This window comes from Enterobacter cloacae complex sp. P27C (assembly GCF_014895705.1).
Lineage (GTDB): Bacteria > Pseudomonadota > Gammaproteobacteria > Enterobacterales > Enterobacteriaceae > Enterobacter > Enterobacter bugandensis.
The window spans coordinates 25,965-47,912 of sequence record NZ_JADBQB010000009.1 but is presented as its reverse complement, the minus strand read 5'-3'; the positions used below and the strand labels follow the sequence as shown (position 1 = coordinate 47,912).

Annotated in this window: 20 protein-coding genes; 13 read left to right on the top strand and 7 right to left on the bottom strand. The window is 55.8% G+C overall.

The genetic code is table 11. The features are described from left to right. Positions 1-2: 2 nt before the first annotated feature. Positions 3-1,826: an integrin alpha gene (locus IM291_RS18105; RefSeq protein WP_048957398.1), complete on the top strand. Its 1,824-nt coding sequence runs from the start codon at positions 3-5 to the stop codon at positions 1,824-1,826. A gap of 53 nt (positions 1,827-1,879) precedes the next feature. Here the strand turns inward: IM291_RS18105 and IM291_RS18100 are convergent, their stop codons facing one another. Beyond that, positions 1,880-3,076 carry an NAD(P)/FAD-dependent oxidoreductase gene (locus IM291_RS18100; RefSeq protein ID WP_192987429.1) on the bottom strand — a complete coding sequence of 399 codons (1,197 nt, stop codon included), beginning with the start codon at positions 3,074-3,076 and terminating at the stop codon, positions 1,880-1,882. A 228-nt stretch (positions 3,077-3,304) separates the two neighbouring features. Between IM291_RS18100 and pitA the strand changes: the two genes are divergently transcribed. From pitA to IM291_RS18085, 3 genes are all read left to right on the top strand, one after another. Continuing rightward, on the top strand, positions 3,305-4,804 hold the full coding sequence (gene pitA / locus IM291_RS18095; RefSeq protein WP_028014734.1) for an inorganic phosphate transporter PitA: 1,500 nt from the start codon (positions 3,305-3,307) through the stop codon (positions 4,802-4,804). Positions 4,805-4,976: 172 nt separating this feature from the next. Next, positions 4,977-5,366 (top strand): polymorphic toxin type 44 domain-containing protein, encoded by a 390-nt coding sequence (locus IM291_RS18090; RefSeq protein WP_028014735.1) that lies wholly within the window; start codon positions 4,977-4,979, stop codon positions 5,364-5,366. Further along, the gene (locus IM291_RS18085) at positions 5,344-5,751 is read left to right on the top strand and encodes a hypothetical protein (protein ID WP_028014736.1); all 408 of its coding nucleotides are present in this window, start codon (positions 5,344-5,346) and stop codon (positions 5,749-5,751) included. The genes IM291_RS18090 and IM291_RS18085 overlap by 23 nt, the downstream gene beginning before the upstream one ends. A gap of 43 nt (positions 5,752-5,794) precedes the next feature. Here IM291_RS18085 and uspB read toward each other — a convergent pair whose 3' ends face one another. Beyond that, positions 5,795-6,130, bottom strand: coding sequence for a universal stress protein UspB (uspB, locus tag IM291_RS18080; RefSeq protein WP_003861224.1), 336 nt, complete (start codon positions 6,128-6,130; stop codon positions 5,795-5,797). A gap of 283 nt (positions 6,131-6,413) precedes the next feature. On the opposite strand from uspB, the gene uspA reads away from it, so the two are divergent. Then, the gene (gene uspA, locus IM291_RS18075; RefSeq protein ID WP_003861223.1) at positions 6,414-6,851 is read left to right on the top strand and encodes a universal stress protein UspA; all 438 of its coding nucleotides are present in this window, start codon (positions 6,414-6,416) and stop codon (positions 6,849-6,851) included. A gap of 60 nt (positions 6,852-6,911) precedes the next feature. Here the strand turns inward: uspA and rsmJ are convergent, their stop codons facing one another. Continuing rightward, positions 6,912-7,664, bottom strand: coding sequence for a 16S rRNA (guanine(1516)-N(2))-methyltransferase RsmJ (gene rsmJ, locus IM291_RS18070; RefSeq protein ID WP_047367222.1), 753 nt, complete (start codon positions 7,662-7,664; stop codon positions 6,912-6,914). A 7-nt stretch (positions 7,665-7,671) separates the two neighbouring features. Then, a complete protein-coding gene (prlC, locus tag IM291_RS18065; RefSeq protein WP_028014738.1) occupies positions 7,672-9,714 on the bottom strand; it encodes an oligopeptidase A in 2,043 nt (680 codons plus the stop codon). Between the two features lie 179 nt (positions 9,715-9,893). Between prlC and IM291_RS18060 the strand changes: the two genes are divergently transcribed. From IM291_RS18060 to IM291_RS18050, 3 genes are all read left to right on the top strand, one after another. Then, positions 9,894-10,736 carry a 23S rRNA (adenine(2030)-N(6))-methyltransferase RlmJ gene (locus IM291_RS18060; protein WP_032640380.1) on the top strand — a complete coding sequence of 281 codons (843 nt, stop codon included), beginning with the start codon at positions 9,894-9,896 and terminating at the stop codon, positions 10,734-10,736. A 71-nt stretch (positions 10,737-10,807) separates the two neighbouring features. After that, complete coding sequence (gorA, locus tag IM291_RS18055; RefSeq protein WP_069733657.1) at positions 10,808-12,160, top strand: glutathione-disulfide reductase; 1,353 nt, start codon at positions 10,808-10,810, stop codon at positions 12,158-12,160. Between the two features lie 183 nt (positions 12,161-12,343). Further along, positions 12,344-13,993: an alpha,alpha-trehalase gene (locus IM291_RS18050; protein ID WP_028014741.1), complete on the top strand. Its 1,650-nt coding sequence runs from the start codon at positions 12,344-12,346 to the stop codon at positions 13,991-13,993. Positions 13,994-14,040: 47 nt separating this feature from the next. On the opposite strand, the gene IM291_RS18045 is transcribed toward IM291_RS18050, so the two are convergent. Then, a complete protein-coding gene (locus tag IM291_RS18045; protein ID WP_192987428.1) occupies positions 14,041-15,633 on the bottom strand; it encodes an STY4199 family HEPN domain-containing protein in 1,593 nt (530 codons plus the stop codon). Positions 15,634-15,780: 147 nt separating this feature from the next. Here IM291_RS18045 and IM291_RS18040 point away from each other — a divergent pair, with 147 nt between their 5' ends. Together IM291_RS18040 and IM291_RS18035 are read left to right on the top strand one after the other, a co-directional pair. Further along, positions 15,781-16,320, top strand: a complete 540-nt coding sequence (locus IM291_RS18040) for a GNAT family N-acetyltransferase (protein ID WP_028014743.1) — start codon at positions 15,781-15,783, stop codon at positions 16,318-16,320. Between the two features lie 71 nt (positions 16,321-16,391). Then, on the top strand, positions 16,392-16,730 hold the full coding sequence (locus tag IM291_RS18035; protein WP_028014744.1) for a lysozyme: 339 nt from the start codon (positions 16,392-16,394) through the stop codon (positions 16,728-16,730). Here IM291_RS18035 and IM291_RS18030 read toward each other — a convergent pair. After that, entirely contained in the window at positions 16,709-17,311 is a 603-nt protein-coding gene (locus tag IM291_RS18030) for a response regulator transcription factor (RefSeq protein ID WP_192987427.1), read from the bottom strand. The two genes, IM291_RS18035 and IM291_RS18030, sit on opposite strands and share 22 nt — an antisense overlap. 173 nt (positions 17,312-17,484) lie before the next feature. Next, on the bottom strand, positions 17,485-18,243 hold the full coding sequence (locus IM291_RS18025) for an SDR family NAD(P)-dependent oxidoreductase (protein WP_028014746.1): 759 nt from the start codon (positions 18,241-18,243) through the stop codon (positions 17,485-17,487). A gap of 119 nt (positions 18,244-18,362) precedes the next feature. On the opposite strand from IM291_RS18025, the gene IM291_RS18020 reads away from it, so the two are divergent. From IM291_RS18020 to IM291_RS18010, 3 genes are all read left to right on the top strand, one after another. Then, a complete protein-coding gene (locus IM291_RS18020; RefSeq protein WP_192987426.1) occupies positions 18,363-19,262 on the top strand; it encodes a LysR family transcriptional regulator in 900 nt (299 codons plus the stop codon). A gap of 51 nt (positions 19,263-19,313) precedes the next feature. Beyond that, positions 19,314-20,339: an inner membrane protein YhjD gene (gene yhjD, locus IM291_RS18015; protein WP_192971959.1), complete on the top strand. Its 1,026-nt coding sequence runs from the start codon at positions 19,314-19,316 to the stop codon at positions 20,337-20,339. Positions 20,340-20,600: 261 nt separating this feature from the next. After that, a complete protein-coding gene (locus tag IM291_RS18010; RefSeq protein ID WP_028014749.1) occupies positions 20,601-21,923 on the top strand; it encodes an MFS transporter in 1,323 nt (440 codons plus the stop codon). Positions 21,924-21,948: the final 25 nt, after the last annotated feature.

Below are 21,948 nucleotides of genomic sequence, written 5' to 3'. Positions count from 1 at the left end.
CTATGAAACTCAAAACGAAAACGCGTGTAGCGCTTTGCGTTGCAGCTTTATCAGGTACTGGCATCACGGCATCACAGGTTATCGCCAGCGATATCGAGCCTTATTCTGTCCCTGTATCTATTAAGGGTGAAAAACAAAAAGACTATTTCGGTATGACGATGACCACGATCGGTAAGTTTTCCGATAAGGACAATGGTTCGCATATCGCGGGTGAAGATATTGTCATTACGGCCCCCTGGGGGGATGGCGCAAAAGGGATCGCGTACGTCATTTTCGGGACTTCCGGTGGGAAACCCATGCAGCAAGTCAATAACGTAGGTGAATTCGATCCGCAAAATGCGCTTAAAATTATCCACAGCAATAAAGCGAATAAGCCTGGCTCAGTGACGACAAAATGGATGGGCGTCGCGGTACGTAAAATAGGTGATATTAACGGCGATGGATATGATGATTTAGTCATCGCCTCCCACTGGCATGATCAGGTCTATATTATCTGGGGCGGACCGCATCACCGTACCGGCGCGCGTCTTTCTAATCAGATTGACCTCAATGATATCGACAACGGCGACGCTCGCCTGGGTATTCGCATCCGTACGGTGAATTCTTCAGGCAATGCGAATACCGGCGGCTGGTTTGGCGCCGCGGTAGGCCCAATTAAATATAAAAATTCTGCCGTGGCTAACAAGATGGTCGATCTTGCTATCGGCGATATCGAAGGCACGGGCGGACGCGGCGGCGCCATCATTATCTACGGCGCTCAAAAGCCAGGCGATCAGTGGCAGAACATTGATATTAAGCGCAACAACCTGGGCGACTGGGAGATCCCTGCCGCGACCGGTGCCTATATTCGTCCGCAGATGACCGCCACCAACGGCCCGGATAAACCCCTTAACTACAACCTTGGGCAGCAGATCAGCGATGTCGGGGATATTAACGGCGACGGCTTCAGTGATTACCTGATCGTCGACCCGGAATCGGTCAATGAAGGCCGTAAATCAGAGAACAGCGGCACTGATGGACGCGGCACGGCCTATCTCGTCTACGGCAGCAGCTTCAACCAGGGGAATCTCGACATCGCCTCGCTAAACGCGACGCAGGCAACCCGCATTCACGGTATGGGGGCGGCTTTCCTGGGTGGTCAGTCCGGCGGAGGTGAAGGAAGTAACGATCATAGCGCGTATACGCAGGATAAGCCCAATAACGGCACCATTACGCCATTAGGTAATTTCCTGAATGCTCACGCTAACGCTTTTGCGATTAGCGCCCCTGCCGACATGGGTATTGATAAAAAACGTTCCGGGCTGGTCTGGATTATTAAAGGTAAGGCCGACGGCAGTAAGCTACCATCGTCTCTGTTCCTCGATGCGGCGCACACCCGGCTGAACTACAACAAAACATTTAGCGTACACGATGGCTATGCTATTTACGCCGACAGGCCTGGCAGCAAGCTGGCAGGGTTCGGGAACAGCATTCTCGGTAATGTGGACTTGAACGGCGACGGTAAAAAAGACCTGGTGATCGGCGATCCGAATGCGGTGAACGGCAGCGGCACGCAGGTGGGTGCCGTGTATGTCATCAACGGCGGTAAAAGCCTGGATGACTACGCTGACGATGAAGAAGGCATGATCAATATTAATACGCTGGTGAGAGAAGGCGTTGCGAAAGTCTACTGGGGTAAAAATCAGTATGAAAAATTCGGCGCGTCCATTGCGGCCGGGAGCTTCAATGGCTTCACTCAGGACAGTCTCGCCATTGGTTCTTACCGTGATAACACCTGGACGGGTAAGGTCACCTTCCGCATTGCGGATTACGCCATACCGGATTAATGCTTACATCATCTGAATGAGCAACACCGCCGGGGAGGAGACTCCCCGGCAATTTATTGCGCATTTTGCAGCGCCTGCGCGCACGCCCAGGCGCTCGACCACGCCCACTGGAAATTGTACCCGCCGAGCCAGCCGGTTACGTCCATTACTTCGCCAATAAAGTAGAGCCCCGGTACGTTACGCGCTTCCATCGTGCGTGAAGAAAGCTCATTCGTATCAACGCCGCCCAGCGTCACTTCCGCCGTGCGATACCCCTCGGTACCGTTTGGCTGAACGCGCCAGTTCGTTAGCGTATCCACCAACGTCTCCTGCTCGCGGCTGTTAAGCTGCTTGAGCGACACATCCTGGATCTGCCCCAGCCCCTGCAAACACTCCACCAGACGCTTCGGCAGCTGCATCGCCAGGGTATTTTTCAGGCTCTGATTCGGGTGCGCGGCGCGCTGTTCATTGAGGAACGCGTTCAGATCGCAGTCCGGCAGCAGATTCACCGAGACAAATTCCCCCGGCTGCCAGTAGCTGGAGATTTGCAGGACCGCCGGGCCGGAGAGACCGCGGTGGGTAAAGAGCAGGTTTTCGCGGAATACCGTCCCGTCTTCGGCGGTAATGACGGAGGGAACAGAGACGCCGGACAGCGTCTGAAGCTGCTCCAGCAGCGGCTTATGCAGCGTGAACGGCACCAGCCCGGCGCGGGTTGGCAGCACCTTCAGGCCAAACTGCTCGGCAATCTTGTAGCCGAACGGTGACGCGCCCAGCCCCGGCATCGACAGACCGCCGCTGGCGATCACCAGATTATCGGCGCTGACGGTGTCACCGTTCAGCTGCAGCGTGTATCCCTGCTCGTCGCGGGCCACCTCCAACACCTCGGTGCGCAGGCGCATGACCACGCCGCCCTTCTCGCACTCGGCCACCAGCATATCGACAATCTGCTGCGCGGAGTCGTCGCAGAACAGCTGTCCCAGGGTTTTTTCATGCCACGCGATGCCATGCTTACCCACCAGGTCGATAAAGTCCCACTGGGTGTAACGCGCCAGCGCAGATTTGCAAAAATGGCGGTTCTGGCTCAAATAGGCCGCGGGTTCGACATAAAGATTGGTGAAGTTGCAACGCCCGCCGCCTGACATCAGGATCTTGCGGCCTGGCTTTTTTCCGTTGTCCAGCAACAGCACGCGACGACCCGCCTGTCCGGCCATCGCCGCACAAAACATACCCGCCGCACCGGCGCCAATAACCACGGCATCAAACCTTTCCACGTCAAAACCCTCTTCGTTAACTGCCGCGGATTGTAAAGTTTCCTCTGTGGTCACACCAGCGTAAAAAGATATTACAAAGCCATTCCATTGAAATTTAACGATTATCCTTTCAGGCACTTTTCCCAAATCAGGTGGTATGTCAAAAAAAGTCTATATTTCACTTTGCCCGTTGCGCATTTGTCCTGGATAATGCGCCGCGTTCATGTCCTCAAAATGGCGTAACGTCCTATGCTACATTTGTTTGCCGGCCTGGATTTACATACCGGGCTTTTACTATTGCTTGCTCTGGTTTTTGTACTGTTTTACGAAGCGATCAACGGCTTCCACGACACTGCAAACGCAGTAGCAACGGTTATCTACACTCGCGCAATGCGATCGCAGCTTGCGGTTGTTATGGCGGCGGTATTTAACTTTTTTGGTGTCCTCCTGGGCGGACTGAGCGTTGCGTATGCGATCGTGCATATGCTGCCAACGGATCTGCTGCTTAACGTGAGTTCCGGTCATGGCCTCGCCATGGTGTTCTCAATGCTGCTTGCTGCCATTATCTGGAACCTCGGTACCTGGTATTTTGGCCTGCCTGCATCCAGCTCTCACACCCTCATCGGCGCGATTATCGGTATCGGGTTAACCAACGCCCTGATGACCGGGACATCGGTTGTTGATGCGCTGAATCTGCCTAAAGTACTGGGCATTTTCGCTTCTCTCATCGTCTCCCCTATCGTGGGTCTGGTGGTTGCGGGTGGATTGATTTTCATCCTGCGTCGCTACTGGAGCAACACGAAGAAACGTGCGCGTATCCACCTGACGCCAGCAGAGCGTGAGAAGAAAGACGGCAAGAAAAAGCCGCCGTTCTGGACGCGTATCGCCCTGATCATTTCCGCTATCGGCGTAGCCTTCTCTCATGGCGCGAACGACGGGCAGAAAGGCATTGGTCTGGTGATGCTGGTTCTGATCGGTGTCGCACCGGCGGGCTTCGTGGTGAATATGAACGCCTCGGGTTACGAAATCACCCGTACCCGTGATGCGGTCAACAACGTTGAAACCTATTTCCAGCAGCACCCTGAGCTGCTGAAAAAAGCGACCGGCGTTGACCAGCTGATCCCTTCTCCGGAAGCCGGTGCCACCACCGCGCCTGGCGAATTCCACTGCCATCCGGCTAACGCGATTAACGCGCTGGAACGTGCCAAAGGTATGCTGGGCAACATCGAAAGCTACGATAAACTGGCCGTTGAACAGCGTGGTCAGCTGCGTCGTATCATGCTCTGTATCTCCGACGTGACCGATAAAGTCGCGAAGCTGCCAGAGGTGAATGGTGACGACAAGCGTCTGCTGAAGAAACTGAAAAGCGATATGCTCAATACCATTGAGTACGCGCCAATCTGGATCATCATGGCCGTCGCGCTGGCATTGGGTATCGGTACGATGATTGGCTGGCGTCGTGTGGCGACCACCATCGGCGAGAAGATCGGTAAGAAAGGCATGACCTATGCGCAGGGTATGTCCGCGCAGATGACGGCGGCAGTGTCTATTGGTCTGGCGAGCTACACCGGTATGCCGGTATCCACCACCCACGTACTCTCCTCGTCCGTGGCAGGTACCATGATTGTTGACGGCGGCGGTCTGCAGCGCAAAACCGTGACCAACATTCTGATGGCCTGGGTGTTTACGCTTCCGGCTTCTATCCTGCTGTCAGGCGGGTTGTACTGGATTTCGCTGAAGCTGATTTGATTGGCTGAAGGCGACAAAAAGCGGGTCAGGAAACTGACCCGCTTTTTTATGGCTGTTATTTGCAATCCAACAGTTTATAACATTAGGATTTTCTGAACATTTTTTGCTCAAAAGAGTTGCGAAAATAACACTATGATGACGGCCAGAAGAAAAACCAGGCAAAGGAGAATGTATGGCTTCTGTCCCAATTTCAGGACCTGGCTCAATAGTTATAGCAAATAATATGCGTGAAGCACGTCTCCATGGCATGTCGCGTAACATGGCCACTCCCTCAACGTATTACTGGTTCTACCAAAAAGTCCGAAATGGTGGTCCCTGGGATTACAAAAAATTCGACCCTTATTTTGCTGCATTTGGTAATTTCAACTTCGGAGCCGCCGGAACTGCAGCAGGCATACCTGCAAACATCCTTCTTATGGGCGCTGGTTGGGCTCAAGGCCGTGCTGGCACGTCAAAACCTGAATGGGGAAAATGGCACGAAAAGCCGCCTTACGGGGACGATCCAACGGACCAACGCAATATCAGAGAAGGAATAGCGTATGCCATTCAAAACGGCTACTAAATGGATTCATCGCCTTGTTACTGTTTCGCTTCTGGCTCTGGTCATTGGATTTGTGTGGCTCAACCACCAGCCCAACCAGCAAGAGGGCGATAAACTTCAACGCGTTTATAAATTATCTGACAGCGTCTGGCTCTATATGACCGTGAACAATCAGGGTGGCGCCACCGTACCCACAATCTACCGTTACTATCTCTCGGAAAAGATAACAGGGAAAGACACCGACATTATCCATCAGTTGGCAATGAAGCATCCTGTCATTGAAGGTACGGGTACAATCACTGCGGCCAGCATTGATACAAACGGACACGTTAATATCGCCTATAGCGGGAAGGTTATTTCGATTGAGACCAATATCTCCAATCTGCGGTTCTCAGTGAAGCCCTGAACCAGAGGAAAGCAGGCGGGGTTATCCCCGCCTGCTGTGGTACTCAGTGCCAAATCATCAACGCAATCATACTGACCACAACCAGCCCGCACAGGGCGCTGGTCAAAATGAACTGACGACGCAGGCGCTCGCAGCGACGGATAAACTCTTCATCGTGATGATCGCGGTAGCGCTGGTAGTAGATATATCCCACCAGACGCATCTGCTTGCTGGGCTGTCCATGCGAGGTGAAGAACCCTCCACCGTCCACATACTGATACAGCAACGGATCGCAACCACGAAGTACCACTAACAGCGCACGTAACGATGAGAAGTAGCGCGCCATATTCACTATGCAAACTACGCATAACGCCCAAAACAATGCGACGGTGCTAATCATACATCCTCCCCGGCGTCCGCCCACGAAGCAAGGCTCCTGAGCTACCGCACCCCAATGCCCTGACAGACAGTTCAGTGAAAGAATGACTAAAAGTCGATCCGGTTCGCGTTTTAATATCCGAACGGCTCATTAAATAGTGTAGGAGATCCGTTAATTTTTTTGCCACAAGGTTAATCGTTATCAACACCAAAGCTTGAAAAATATGTTTAACTGGGCCGTAATGAAAGCATCAGACGACGGCTTTCCCATTTAGTCATCGATAACTTAAGGAAGGAGTAACACTATGGCTTACAAACACATTCTTATCGCGGTAGATCTCTCCCCGGAGAGCAAAGTGCTGGTTGATAAAGCGGTATCTATGGCACGTCCCTACAACGCGAAAGTCTCCCTGATTCACGTTGATGTGAATTACTCCGACCTCTACACCGGTCTGATCGACGTCAATCTGGGCGATATGCAGAAACGCATCTCTGAAGAAACGCATCACGCGCTGAGCGAGCTCTCGACCAACGCGGGCTATCCGATCACCGAAACCCTGAGCGGCAGCGGCGACCTGGGCCAGGTGCTGGTTGATGCGATTAAGAAATACGATATGGATCTGGTGGTATGCGGTCACCATCAGGACTTCTGGAGCAAGCTGATGTCTTCAGCGCGCCAGCTGATTAACACCGTTCACGTGGACATGCTGATTGTTCCGCTGCGCGACGAAGAAGACGAGTAAGTGCAAAAAAAGCGGCACTGAAAGTAGGCCGGGTAAGGCGAAGCCGCCACCCGGCTTTTTTTATTCCGGCGTCCCCGAATAAATATCAAACCGATGCCCTTTCGTGGTCACCGCGTTGGTCGTAGCAACGTCCGCCAGCGGCGGCGCGTAATCCGGGCGCTTCACCACCACCCGCTTCGTCGCGAGCTGACGAGCAGGCTCCAGCAGGCCGTCTGCGTCTAAATCCGGCCCCACCAGCGACTGAAATACCCGCATCTCTTTCTTAACCAGCGCGCTTTTCTGCTTATGCGGGAACATCGGGTCGAGGTAGACCACCTGCGGACGCGGGGTGATGTCCGTCAGCGCCGTCAGGCTTGACGCGTGGATAAGCTGCAAACGCTCCTGCAGCCACGGGCCGATTTCCGGGTCCGCATAGCCTCGCGTCAGCCCGTCGTCGAGCAGCGCGGCGACAACCGGATTACGCTCCAGCATTCGCACATGACAGCCCACCGACGCCAGCACAAACGCATCGCGCCCCAGCCCCGCCGTGGCATCGACCACGTCCGGGAGATAGCTCCCCTTAATGCCGACCGCTTTGGCCACCGCTTCGCCGCGACCGCCGCCGAACTTACGCCGGTGCGCCATCGCGCCACCAACGAAGTCGACAAAAATCCCGCCGAGCTTCGGTTCATCGCGCTTGCGTAATTCGAGATGTGCTGTCGTCATTACCAGCGCCATCAGGTTCTCTTCATCGTGCTCCAGCCCCCAGCGGGCCGCCAGAACAGATAAGGCGCCGTCTCCGGCGCCCGTTTCATCCACTAAGCAGATCTTCACGTAACAATCAGCCTTTGATCCCGTAATGCTCAAGCATCGCATCCAGCTGCGGCTCGCGGCCACGGAAGCGTTTGAACAGCACCATTGGCTCTTCAGAACCGCCGCGGGTCAGGATGTTGTCAAGGAACGACTGGCCGGTTTCGCGGTTGAAGATCCCCTCTTCCTCGAAGCGAGAGAAGGCATCCGCCGCCAGCACGTCGGCCCACAGGTAGCTGTAGTAGCCCGCCGCGTAGCCGCCCGCGAAGATGTGGCTGAACGCGTGCGGGAATCGGCCCCAGGTTGGCCCTGGAATAACGGCAACCTGCTTTTTAATCTCGGCCAGCGTTTCGAGGATTTTCGCCCCCTGCTCCGGGCTGAACTCGGCGTGCAGGCGGAAATCGAACAGGCCGAACTCCAGCTGACGCAGGATAAACATCGCCGCCTGGTAGTTTTTCGCCGCCAGCATTTTATCCAGCAACTCTTTAGGCAGCGGTTCGCCGGTCTCATAGTGGCCGGAGATAAACGCCAGCGCGTCCGGCTCCCAGCACCAGTTTTCCATAAACTGGCTTGGCAGCTCGACCGCATCCCATGGCACCCCGCTGATACCGGCGACGCCGGCGGTTTCGATGCGGGTCAGCATGTGGTGCAGGCCGTGACCGAACTCGTGGAACAGGGTGATCACTTCGTCATGGGTGAACAGCGCAGGCTTGCCGCTTACCGGACGGTTGAAGTTACAGGTCAGATAGGCGACCGGTTTTTGCAGGGAACCGTCTGCTTTACGCATCTGGCCCACGCAGTCGTCCATCCACGCCCCGCCGCGCTTGTTCTCACGCGCGTAGAGATCGAGGTAGAAGCTGCCGCGCAGTTCGTTTTTCTCGTCATACAGTTCGAAGAAGCGCACGTCCGGATGCCAGACGTCAATATCAGTACGCTCTTTAGCGGTAATGCCGTAAATGCGTTTCACCACTTCAAACAGGCCGTTGACGGCTTTGTTTTCCGGGAAGTACGGGCGCAGCTGCTCGTCGCTGATGCTGTAGAGGTGCTGCTTCTGTTTTTCGCTGTAGTACGCGATATCCCACGGCTGCAGCTCGTCCACGCCAAACTCCGCTTTCGCGAAGGCGCGCAGCTGGGCCAGCTCTTTTTCACCCTGCGGACGGGCGCGTTTCGCCAGATCGGTCAGGAAGTCGAGCACCTGCTGCGGGTTTTCGGCCATTTTGGTAGCGAGGGATTTATCCGCGTAGCTGTCGAAGCCCAGCAGCTGGGCCAGCTCGTGACGCAGGGCGAGGATTTCTGCCATCACCGGACTGTTGTCCCATTTACCCGCGTTTGGCCCCTGATCGGAGGCACGGGTACTGTAGGCGCGGTACATCTCTTCACGCAAGGCCTGGTTGTCGCAGTAGGTCATCACCGGCAGATAGCTCGGGATATCCAGCGTTAACAGGAAGCCTTCCTGCTCTTTCGCTTCGGCCTGGGCTTTAGCCGCCGCCAGGGCGCTTTCCGGCATACCCGCCAGCTCTGCTTCGTCGGTAATCAGCTTCGTCCAGCCCATGGTGGCGTCAAGGACGTTGTTGCTGTACTGGTTACCCAGTTCGGACAGGCGCGCAGCGATTTCACCGTAGCGAACCTGCTTCTCTTTTGGCAGACCGATACCGGACAGTTCGAAATCACGCAGGGCGTTATCAACCGATTTTTTCTGCGCCGTATTCAGTTCGGCATAATGGTCGCCGTCGCGCAGGTCGCGGTAGGCTTTGTACAGCCCTTCGTGCTGGCCGACCCAGGTGCTGTACTCAGAGAGCAGCGGCAGGGTTTGCTCGTAAGCTTCACGCAGTTCCGGGCTGTTTTTTACCGAGTTCAGGTGGCTTACCGGAGAGAAGATACGCCCCAGCACGTCGTCCACTTCGGCCAGCGGCTGACACAGATTTTCCCAGGTGTACGGCCCGCCCTGCGCGACCACGCTTTCTACCGCCGCGCGGCAGTTGTCCAGCGATTGCGTAACGGCTGGGACTACATGCTCAGGGAGGATTTTAGAAAACGGTGGCAACGAAAAAGGCGTCAGTAATGGATTGGTCATAAACGCTGTCCTGTTGAAATAGGTGAATGAAGCGCGCATCCGGCGCTGTGCATATTGTTTTCAGTAATGGGGTTAAGTGTAGAGGATTTCAATAGCTGCGCTTACCGGGCCTGCGGGTAATCTGTGCCGTTCTGCTGTAAACTGTGGCAAATCGTCAATTCAGCGGAATACCATTACCCATGCTCAGTTATCGCCACAGCTTCCACGCTGGCAACCATGCCGACGTCCTCAAACACACCGTTCAGAGCCTGATCATTGAATCGCTTAAAGAGAAAGAGAAGCCGTTTCTCTATCTGGACACCCATGCGGGCGCGGGCCGTTATCAGCTGAGCGGCGAGCATGCCGAGCGTACCGGCGAATATCTGGAAGGGATCGCCCGCATCTGGCAGCAGGACGACCTGCCCGCCGAGCTGGAGCCGTACATTGGCGTGGTGAACCACTTCAACCGCAACGGCCAGCTGCGCTACTACCCTGGTTCACCGCTGATTGCCCGCCAGCTGCTGCGCGAGCAGGACAGCCTCCAGCTGACCGAACTGCACCCGAGCGACTTCCCACTGCTGCGTTCGGAATTCCAGAAAGACAGCCGCGCCCGCGTGGAAAAAGCCGACGGCTACCAGCAGCTGAAAGCCAAGCTGCCGCCGGTTTCCCGTCGCGGCCTGGTGCTGATCGACCCACCGTACGAAATCAAAACCGACTATCAGGCGGTGGTGACCGGCATTCACGAAGGCTACAAACGTTTTGCGACCGGAACCTATGCCCTGTGGTACCCGGTAGTGCTGCGCGCGCAGATCAAGCGCATGATCAAAGACCTTGAGGCGACCGGCATTCGTAAAATCCTGCAGATTGAGCTGGCGGTACGCCCGGACAGCGACCAGCGCGGCATGACCGCTTCCGGCATGATCGTCATTAACCCGCCGTGGAAGCTGGAAGCGCAGATGAACAACGTGCTGCCGTGGCTGCACAAAACGTTGGTTCCAGCCGGAACGGGCCACGCCACCGTCAGCTGGATCGTGCCGGAGTAATTGCAGCCATCGGTGGAAACTATTGATTTCAGGTATACAATCGCGGCAATTCACGATTAAGGACAAAAGCTATGACTAAGCATTATGACTACATCGCAATCGGCGGCGGCAGCGGCGGCATCGCCTCCATCAACCGCGCGGCCATGTACGGCCAGAAATGTGCGCTGATTGAAGCCAAAGCGCTGGGCGGCACCTGCGTGAACGTGGGTTGTGTACCGAAAAAGGTGATGTGGCACGCGGCGCAAATTCGTGAAGCGATCCATATGTACGGTCCGGACTACGGCTTTGACACCACCATCAACAATTTCGACTGGGACAAGCTGATCGCCAGCCGTACCGCCTACATCGACCGCATTCACACCTCGTACGACAACGTGCTGGGCAAAAATAACGTCGACGTGATTCACGGCTTCGCCCGCTTTGTGGACGCGAAAACGATCGAAGTGAACGGCGAGACGATCACCGCCGATCATATCCTGATCGCCACCGGCGGCCGCCCGAGCCACCCGAATATTCCGGGTGCGGAATACGGCATCGACTCTGACGGCTTCTTCGAGCTGCCTGCTCTGCCTGATCGCGTGGCCATTGTGGGCGCAGGTTACATCGCGGTTGAGCTGGCTGGCGTGATTAACGGCCTGGGTGCAGAAGCGCACCTGTTCGTGCGTAAACACGCACCGCTGCGCAGCTTTGACCCGCTGATCGTCGATACGCTGGTTGAAGTGATGAACACCGAAGGCCCAACCCTGCACACCAACGCCGTGCCTAAAGCGGTCGTTAAAAACGCGGACGGCAGCCTGACCCTTGAGCTGGAAGATGGCCGCAGCCAGACCGTTGATTGCCTGATCTGGGCGATTGGCCGTGAACCGGCGAACGACAGCTTTAACCTGGCGGTGACCGGCGTGAAAACCGACGAAAAAGGCTACATCGTCGTCGATAAGTTCCAGAACACCAGCGTACCGGGCATTTACGCCGTCGGTGATAACACCGGTGCGGTTGAATTGACGCCGGTGGCCGTTGCGGCGGGCCGTCGTCTCTCCGAGCGTCTGTTCAACAACAAGCCGGACGAGCATCTGGACTACAGCAACATCCCGACCGTGGTCTTTAGCCACCCGCCAATCGGCACCGTCGGCTTAACCGAGCCGCAGGCGCGCGAGCAGTACGGCGACGACCAGGTGAAAGTGTATAAATCCGCGTTCACCGCGATGTATACCGCCGTCACCTCGCACCGTCAGCCGTGCCGCATGAAGCTGGTCTGCGTGGGCCCGGAAGAGAAGATTGTCGGTATCCACGGCATCGGCTTCGGCATGGATGAGATCCTGCAGGGCTTTGCGGTGGCGCTGAAGATGGGTGCGACCAAGAAAGACTTCGACAACACCGTGGCAATCCACCCGACGGCGGCAGAAGAGTTTGTCACCATGCGATAATGCAGAAGCCCCTCTCCGGAGGGGCTTTTTTTATTCACATACATAAATCGTTGCAAAACGAATGCTCCGAAAAGAGTGATCTACCGCACATATCCCTCCACATCTACCGAAGCGAATGTCTACGCTTATAGGACGCCCGGAGAAACCTGTCTTCAGAATACACAACCGGAGGTCCCTATCACCATGTTCAACCAGAAACTACAGGCTACCGAGAACATCGAATTCGAGATTGCAGAAGAGCTGCGCTACGAGACCGATCCCTGCGAGTTAAAACTGGATGAGATGATTGAGGCGGAGCCGGAACCCGAAATGATCGAGGGGCTACCCGCCTCCGATGCCCTGACGCCCGCCGATCGCTACCTTGAACTGTTCGAGCACGTCCAGTCGACGCGGCTGTTTGCGGACAGCAAAACCTTCCCCGACTGCGCGCCGAAGATGGATCCGCTGGATATTCTGATCCGCTACCGTAAGGTCAGACGGCACCGGGATTTCGACCTGCGCCAGTTCGTGGAGAACCACTTCTGGCTGCCTGAAACCTACAGCACGGAATATGTCTCCGACCCCGGACTGTCGCTTAAAGAGCACATTGATAGCCTGTGGCCCGTCCTGACGCGCGAACCGCAGGACCATATTCCCTGGTCGTCCCTGCTGGCGCTGCCGCAGGCCTATATCGTGCCCGGCGGGCGATTCAGCGAGACCTACTACTGGGATTCGTACTTCTCCATGCTGGGGCTGGCGGAAAGTGGCCGTAACGATCTGCTGAAGTGCATGGCGGATAACTTCGCGTGGCTGATCGAACGCTACGGCCATATCCCTAACGGCAACCGCACCTATTATCTCAGCCGCTCGCAGCCGCCAGTCTTTGCCCTGATGGTGGAGCTGTTTGAAGAGGACGGCGTGCGCGGCGCGAAGCGCTACCTCGACCACCTCAAAATGGAGCACGCCTTCTGGATGGACGGCGCGGAGTCGCTCCTGCTTAATCAGGCCTACCGCAGCGCGGTGCGCATGCCGGACGGCTCGCTGCTGAACCGATACTGGGACGACCGTGACACCCCGCGCGACGAATCGTGGATTGAGGACGTGGAAACCGCCCGCCACTCGGGCCGTCCGCCGAATGAGGTCTATCGCGATCTGCGTGCGGGGGCAGCGTCTGGCTGGGATTACTCCTCCCGCTGGCTGCGCGATCCGGCGCGGCTCGCCAGCATTCGCACGACGCAGTTTATCCCCATCGATTTGAACGCCTTCCTGTTTAAGCTGGAGAGCGCGATTGCCAATATCTCGGCGTCGAAAGGGGATAAAGAGACGGCCGAGCTGTTCCGCCAGAAGGCCACCGATCGCCGCGCGGCGGTGAACCGCTATCTGTGGGACGAGGAGAGTGGCTGTTACCGCGATTACGACTGGCGACGCGAGCAGATGGCGCTGTTTTCTGCCGCTAGCATTGTGCCGCTGTATGTTGGAATGGCGACGCACGAGCAGGCAGAACGTTTATCTGACGCGGTAAAAGCGCGTCTGCTGACGCCGGGTGGGATTCTGGCAACCGAGTACGAAACCGGCGAGCAGTGGGATAAACCCAACGGCTGGGCGCCGCTGCAGTGGATGGCGATTCAGGGGTTCAAGCAGTACGGCAACGACTCGCTGGGGGATGAAATCGCCTGGAGCTGGCTGCATACGGTGAACCACTTCTACAAGACGCACCACAAGCTGATTGAGAAGTACCACATCGCCAGCAGTACGCCGCGCGAAGGGGGCGGCGGGGAGTATCCGCTACAGGATGGCTTCGGCTGGACGAACGGCGTGGTGCGACGGTTGATTGGCTTGTATGGGGAGCCTTGAGAGGGGTGCGATCTGGCCCCTCTCCCCTCTGGGGAGAGGGGAAAACGTTAGCGAATCACCTCATAAATGGCGGTCTGAATAGACTGCCATTTTTTCGTGGTGGCATCCGGCTGTGACTGCGCGCGTCGCATTGCCATCTCAAGATCGTGCTTCTGGCGCTTCACCACGGCCGGCACGGTGCAGAACGCTTTCAGATACTCTTTACGTATTGACGTCAGGGACTCGCCGTTTGACATGGCGTGGCTGAGCGTATTGATGAAACGACGACACGGCTTCTCTTCTGCCATGTTCTGCCGATAGCGCAGCATAAGCTCCAGAACGTCGTCATAGCCTGCCGACATCGCCTCTTCGGTCCATGACAGCTTCCAGTCCATCCCACCCTGCAAAAAGAGCAGCGCCACGCGGGTATCGTTGCGGTTAATCGCCGAACGGAAATTACTCTCGTCCCAGGTCACTCCCATGCGCGTCAGCGTCTCGCGCGAGGAAGGGGTTTCGCGCATCTCCTGCGGCGGAGCCGCCGCTTGCGCCGTATTTTCGGCCGCAGGCTGCGGTTTGCTGCTGGTCACCAGCCAGAAGCCGCCTACCACGATGGCAATCACCATCACGCCGACCGCTCCCCATAGCGCACCCGATATAAGCTGCTCACGCTGTTCGGGCGTGCGCGGGGCGCGCTGGGTCGGCTTTTCAATCGTGTCGCGGACTTCAAACAGATCCCCACCGGTAACCCGATCCATTTTTTGCGCCTTTTCCCAGAACGCGTGCAGCTCGCTGGCATCCACCGCCATGAATCCGGCCGGGTTGACGCGCGTTCTCCCCTCCTCAAACGCGCGTTGAACCGGACGGGAGATCTGCATGTAGTAGTTATCCAGCAGCTGAATTTGCGCCGAACTTAACGTTTTCTGCACCGTAATGCTGTTGCGAATTTGTCGAATGTCGTCGAGGAAGGTTTGCAGCGTTTTGCGCGGCTCCACCAGGAGCGTCAGCATGGACGGGTCGTTAAACAGCGAGGCGTAATAGCGGCTGAACTCTTTTTTATCCACCAGCATTTGCGCCAGTTCACTGAACATCATGCCGCTCAGGACATCGTTGATTTCGCCATGCTTCAGCCAGCGCCGTACGCGGTCAGCGTTAAATAAGGTTTTAAGATGATTATTGAGCCGCACCTGATCGGGCCAGGCCTGCTGAATGAGGCCTTTAATCATTAACTCAATTGCGCGTACCTGCTTGTGCGCCTGCTGTTGCTGGAGTTCACTTCCCGGGGCCAGCTCGGTGCTGTAGGTCAGAAGCGGCTGCTGCAGACGAAGATGTTCCAGCGTAGTCACAAACCGCATCGCCGCAATAAGCTGGTTTTCACTGACATCCTGCCCGCTTTCGTACTGCGGGACGCGCTGCTGCAGCAGGCGCAGCTGCAGCGTAAATTCCGACATCTCGGCATCATTCAGGTTAAGCTTCTTCGCAACCGTAGCCCATCCCCCGAGCCCTAAACGCGCGCTGTCCAGCTGTTCCAGAAACCAGCGTGGATCTTTCCCCTCAGAAACATGTACATTCAGAAGAAGCAAGATTTCCACCGACGCCTGGCGAATGACCGCCAGACAGTGTTCAAACTGTTCGCGGATATGATGTGATGTGCTGAGAGTCATTGTTTTCCTTAAGCGACAGCGAAGACATCCGGAATGGGCACTAACGGCCGTTTTTCTTTTTATTTATACGCGCTTAACCATACCTGACTTTCTGTTGAAATAAAGTGACAACCCTAAAATCATTTAAAATGCTTCAGGAGAATCTTAATGCCAGTTTTAATGACCTCACGCCTGAACTGCTCGCCCCTGCAGGAGCAAGACTGGCCCTTTTTTCTGGCGTTGCAGCAACACCCCGAAGTCATGCGCTTTGTTGCGGAGAACCGCCCCGTCGCAGCGATCCGGGAGGCGTTTGATTCGCGCCTGACGCCCTGGACGCCAGGCAGCGCGCACTGGCTGTGCCTCGTCGTACGTGATGCCCTCTCACAGGCCCCGCTGGGCGTTACCGGGTATATTCATCGGGAAGAAGATTGCGCCGAAGTGGGCTTTCTTTTTGCCCCCGAGGCGCAGGGCAAAGGTTACGGCTTCGAATCCCTGCAGGCGCTTTGCGATTACGCCTTTCATCAGGGCGGTATTCGTCGGCTCACCGCCACCGTCACCGCGGGAAACGTCGCCTCCAGGCGCCTGCTGGAAAAAGCTCGCTTCCAGCTGGAAGGCGAGCTACGTGAAAGCTATTACCTTTCCGGTCGCTGGCAAAATGACTGGTTATTTGGGTTATTACGGCAGGAATACCTGAACAATAATTCCTGATCAACAGCCATTTGGCGGATATTGCTCGTACCGCGATTCCTCTACAGTATCGCCATTAAGAGGAAACGAATATGAACGGTCATGCGCTAAATATATCTTCTGCCGCCATAGAATTAATAAAGAAACATCAAGGGCTTTCACTGGAGAAATATCGTGATGAAAAGGGTGTATGGGTTATCGGCTATGGGCATGTGATCCGCGAACGGGAAAATTTTCACGGCCTTATCACGCCTCTTCAGGCGGAATATTTACTCCATGAAGATATTCAGCTGTGTGAAACGCTGCTGCGGGAAAAGTGTATACATCCATTAACCCAGCAGCAGCATGACGCGCTGGTACTGATGATACTGAGTTTCGGCGTGACGTCTTCACTCCCGAAAGCGCTGCTTCAGGCCGTCGCCCGGGTGTAGTACATGGCTGCCTGGGTTCGGTTTTTTACCTCCAGCCGGCGAAAAAGCGCTTCCAGATGCGCTTTTACCGTGGCCGCACTGATGTTGAGATTGCGACCAATTTCTTTGTTTGATTCGCCCGCCGCCAGCAGCTTCAGCACCTCACGCTGACGCTCGCTTAAGGAAAGTAACGCCTGCGTTGACGATTGCTGGCTGACCCACTCAGCGGGAAAGCAGACCATCCCTCTGGACACGGAATCCAGCACGGCGGCAAACCGCTCAGGGTTAGCGTTACGGGGGATAATAGCCATCACGTTTCGCTGCATGAGTTGTTCAACCCATCGGGTCTCTTTTTTTGCCAGAACCATCATCACCCGTACCGACGGGAAGCGATGCATAATTTCATCCAGGAAAGAACTCCCCTCATCCTGAATTAAATTGCCGTCAATCATGACGATAGCAGACGGTGACGCGGATATTTGCGTCCATAAATCGTCTGCCTGACAAGCCCCCGTTATATTTATTTCAGGAATTAATTTCTGCAAACCGTGTATCGCTCCATGAATAAATATCGACTGCCTGTCAAACATGATTACTCGCATCGTATTTCTCCCTCTGAGAATAGCGAAGGGGGATTCTACATAGGCGCTATTTAAGAAAAAACTCAATGAATGGAGAGGTTACAAATCCGCGAGTGGTTTTTATATTTACCCGCATTTTGACACATCCATATTAAGGATTTCCTTAAGGGGTTCCCTCCCCTTAACATCAGACATCACAGGAACATACCGCCTGACACTTCAATACGTTGCGCGTTCATCCAGCCAAGCTTATCGCTAAGCAGCGCCGCAATGGCATCCCCGATATCGTCCGGCAAACCTACCCGCCCCAGCGCCGTCTGCGACGCCAGCATCTGGTTAAGCTGCGCGTTGTCGCGCACGCGCCCACCGCCAAAGTCGGTTTCGATCGCGCCTGGTGCGATAATATTGACGGAGATACCGCGCGCTCCAAGCTCCTTCGCCTGATAGCGGGTGAGCACTTCCATCGCCCCTTTCATGGCCGCGTAGGTTCCTGAGCCTGGCTGGGTGAAGCGGGCCAGTCCGCTGGAGACATTGAGGATCCGCCCCCCGTCGTTAAGCAGAGGCAGCAGGCGCTGTGTCAGGAAGAAAGGCCCTTTGAAGTGAATGTTCAGCGCCTCATCAAACTGGGCTTCCGTCGTTTCGGTATAGGGTGCGTATAAACCCGTTCCGGCATTGTTCAATAAATAATCAAATGTTTCGCGCTGCCAGACGCTCTTCAGGATCTCCTGAAGCTGTTGAGCAAAATTTTCGAAACTGGCGATATCCCCGACATTGAGCTTTAATGCCGCCGCCTTGACGCCTTTTTCCTGAATTTCGCGCACAACTTCCAGCGCTTCCTGCTGGCTACGATTGTAGGTCAGGATAATTCCCGTGCCGTCTGCAGCCAGCTTTAACGCAGCGTTTTTACCTAAGCCGCGGCTACCACCCGTCACTAATGCGATACGTTCAGTCATCATAAACCTCGTTTTGGCTGTTATGGAGATTGAGAAAGAGCTTATTAGGTGATAGAAGATCAATAAAGATGGGTAATAACGCTTCACTGTTTCAGTACAAACAACAATGAGCTTCATCTATGGATAAAATTCACGCAATGCAGCTGTTTGTTCGCGTCGCGGAACTGGAGAGTTTTTCCCGCGCGGCAGAGACATTAACGCTGCCGAAAGGCAGCGTTTCCCGGCAAATTCAGGCACTGGAAAACCGGCTTGGCACTCAGCTACTGCACCGCACCACGCGCCGCGTCAGCCTGACGCAGGACGGCATGGTCTATTATGAACGGGCAAAAGATCTGCTGGCGAACCTGGATGAGCTGGACGGTATGTTTCAGCACGATCCCTCCAGCATCAGCGGAAGGCTGCGCGTGGATATGCCCGTTAGCGTTGCTCGAAATGTCGTCATCCCCAAACTGCCTGCGTTTTTACAGCAGTATCCGGGTATCGAACTGGAGCTCAGCAGCAGCGATCGTCTGGTGGATGTGGTCCGGGAAGGGTTTGATTGCGTGGTCCGCGTGGGTTCCCTGAAGGACTCAGGGCTGATAGCCCGTCCGCTGGGCAAGCTGTCGGTGATCAACTGCGCCAGCCCGGATTATCTGGCGCGTTTTGGCTACCCTGACACGCTGGACGATTTGGGCTCGCACGCCGTGATTCATTATGCCGCGATGCTGGGAAGCCGCCCTCAGGGCTTTGAATTTTATAACGGAAGCACGACGCAGTGGATAAAAACGGGCGGGGTGCTAACCGTCAACAGCACGGAAACTTACCAGGCCGCCTGCCTTGCCGGGCTGGGGATCATTCAGGCCCCGCGCGTTGGGGTGCGCGACCTGCTGCGCGCAAAGAAACTGATTGAGATCCTCCCGCAGTATCGCGCGGAACCGATGCCTGTCTCCCTGATTTACCCCCACCGGCGCAACCTCTCTCGCCGGGTTCACCTGTTTATGGAGTGGCTAACCGAACTCACAAAAGCTTACGTGGACTAGTCGCAAGCTATAATTCAGTAACATCCAGCCAAACGAAAAAGGAAAAGACGCGTGACGCCGGAAAATAACCCGCAACGACCCACCCAACATTTAGATTATGAACCCATCAAGAAGATGGAAACCGAGCCGGAAGAGGCTAAAGCCCCTGGTACCGCCAGCAAGGCGCTGGGCACCGTCACCAGCCTGGCGGAGAAAATTCAGCAGTTTCCCATGGTTGCGCATCTTATACGTGCGACCGAGCGCTTTAATGACCGCATGGGGAACCAGTTCGGTGCCGCGATCACCTATTTTTCGTTCCTGTCGATGATCCCCATCCTGATGGTGTCGTTTGCTGCGGCCGGTTTTGTACTCGCGTCACATCCAACGCTGCTGCAGGATATTTTCAATAAGATCCTGAATAACGTCAGTGACCCGACCCTCGCCACCACGCTGAAAAGCACGATTAACACCGCCGTTCAGCAGCGCACCACCGTCGGGATCGTCGGTTTGCTCATCGCCCTTTACTCCGGCGTTAACTGGATGGGCAACCTCCGCGAAGCTATTCGCGCCCAGTCGCGCGAGGTGTGGGAGCGTAAACCGCAGGATCAGGAGAAAATTTGGGTTAAATATTTCCGCGACTTTATTTCGCTGATTGGCCTGCTTATCGCGCTCGTCGTCACGCTCTCCATTACCTCCGTGGCGGGCTCCGCGCAGCAGATGATTATTTCTGCGCTCTATCTTGATTACATCGAATGGCTGAAGCCCGCCTGGCGCGGCATCGGACTGGCGATTTCTATCTTCGCCAACTACCTGCTGTTCTTCTGGATTTTCTGGCGCTTGCCTCGGCATCGTCCGCGTAAGAAGGCGCTGCTCCGCGGCACATTGATTGCGGCGATCGGCTTTGAAGTGATTAAGATCGTGATGACTTACACGCTGCCGTCACTGGTGAAATCCCCGTCCGGCGCGGCATTTGGCTCGGTGCTCGGGCTGATGGCGTTCTTCTACTTCTTCGCGCGTTTAACCCTGTTCTGCGCGGCGTGGATTGCCACCGCCGAGTACAAAGGCGACACGCGAATGCCCGGAAAAACACATCGTTAATTCCGCTCTCGGGCTGATATTTCAGCCCGACTCATCATTTCAGCATATAAATCCAGTCCGTAACTTTTATTTAACCGAAAACCAGTTTTATCCACCAATATTTAAAAAACGTGAAGCATTTCATGGAAGCATTTTGGCTGGCCTGAACATTATCCGCTTTTTGTTGATTTTATAATCAGGAAGCTATTTTGTTACAGATTGAAATGTCGCTTTTGCTGTGCGTAATATGGCCTTTCGTTCGACAAAAAATAAGAAAATATTATGCAATCAACAGCCACAACACTCGACTCTGGTGCGGAAAACGTCCCGGTAAACTCGCGCAATAAAGTTGTCGTCGCATCGCTGATTGGCACCGCCATTGAGTTCTTCGACTTTTACATTTACGCCACCGCAGCGGTCATCGTTTTCCCGCATATTTTCTTCCCGCAGGGAGACCCGACGGCGGCGACGCTACAGTCCCTGGCGACCTTTGCTATCGCGTTTGTGGCGCGTCCGATTGGCTCCGCGCTGTTTGGACACTTCGGCGATCGTATTGGGCGCAAGGTCACCCTGGTGGCCTCGCTGCTGACGATGGGCATCTCCACCGTGGCGATCGGCCTGCTGCCGACCTACGAAACCATCGGCATTCTGGCGCCGGTCCTGCTGGCGCTGGCGCGTTTTGGTCAGGGTCTGGGGCTGGGCGGTGAATGGGGTGGCGCGGCGCTGCTGGCGACCGAGAACGCCCCGCCGCGTAAACGCGCGCTGTACGGTTCATTCCCGCAGCTTGGCGCGCCGATTGGCTTCTTCTTTGCCAACGGGACCTTCCTGCTGCTCTCCTGGCTGCTGACGGATGAACAGTTCATGAGCTGGGGCTGGCGTATCCCGTTTGTCTTCTCGGCCGTGCTGGTGCTGATTGGCCTGTATGTGCGTGTTTCCCTGCATGAGACGCCGGTGTTCGCAAAAGTAGCCGCGGCGAAAAAACAGGTAAAAGTGCCGCTGGGCACCCTGCTGACCAAACACGTGCGCGTGACCGTGCTGGGCACGTTTATCATGCTGGCGACCTACACGCTGTTCTACATCATGACGGTGTACTCCATGACCTACAGTACCGCCGCCGCGCCGGTTGGGCTGGGCCTGCCGCGTAACGAAGTGCTGTGGATGCTGATGATGGCGGTGATTGGGTTTGGCGTGATGGTACCGATTGCCGGCCTGCTGGCGGATAAGTTTGGTCGTCGTGCGAGCATGATTACGATCACCACGCTGATCATTCTGTTTGCTCTGTTCGTCTTCCCGCCGCTGCTGAGTTCAGGTAGCCCGGCGCTGGTGATGGCGTACCTGCTGATTGGCCTGAGCCTGATGGGGCTGACCTTCGGCCCGATGGGCGCGCTGCTGCCGGAGCTGTTCCCGACGGAAGTGCGTTATACCGGCGCGTCGTTCTCCTATAACGTCTCGTCTATTCTGGGCGCGTCCGTGGCACCGTATATCGCCACCTGGCTGCAGGCAAATTATGGTCTGTTCTACGTGGGCGTTTATCTGGCGGCCATGGCGGCGCTGACGTTGATTGCGCTGCTGCTGACGCATGAGACTAAGCATCAGGCGCTGTAAGCTAATGCCGGGTGGCGGCTACGCC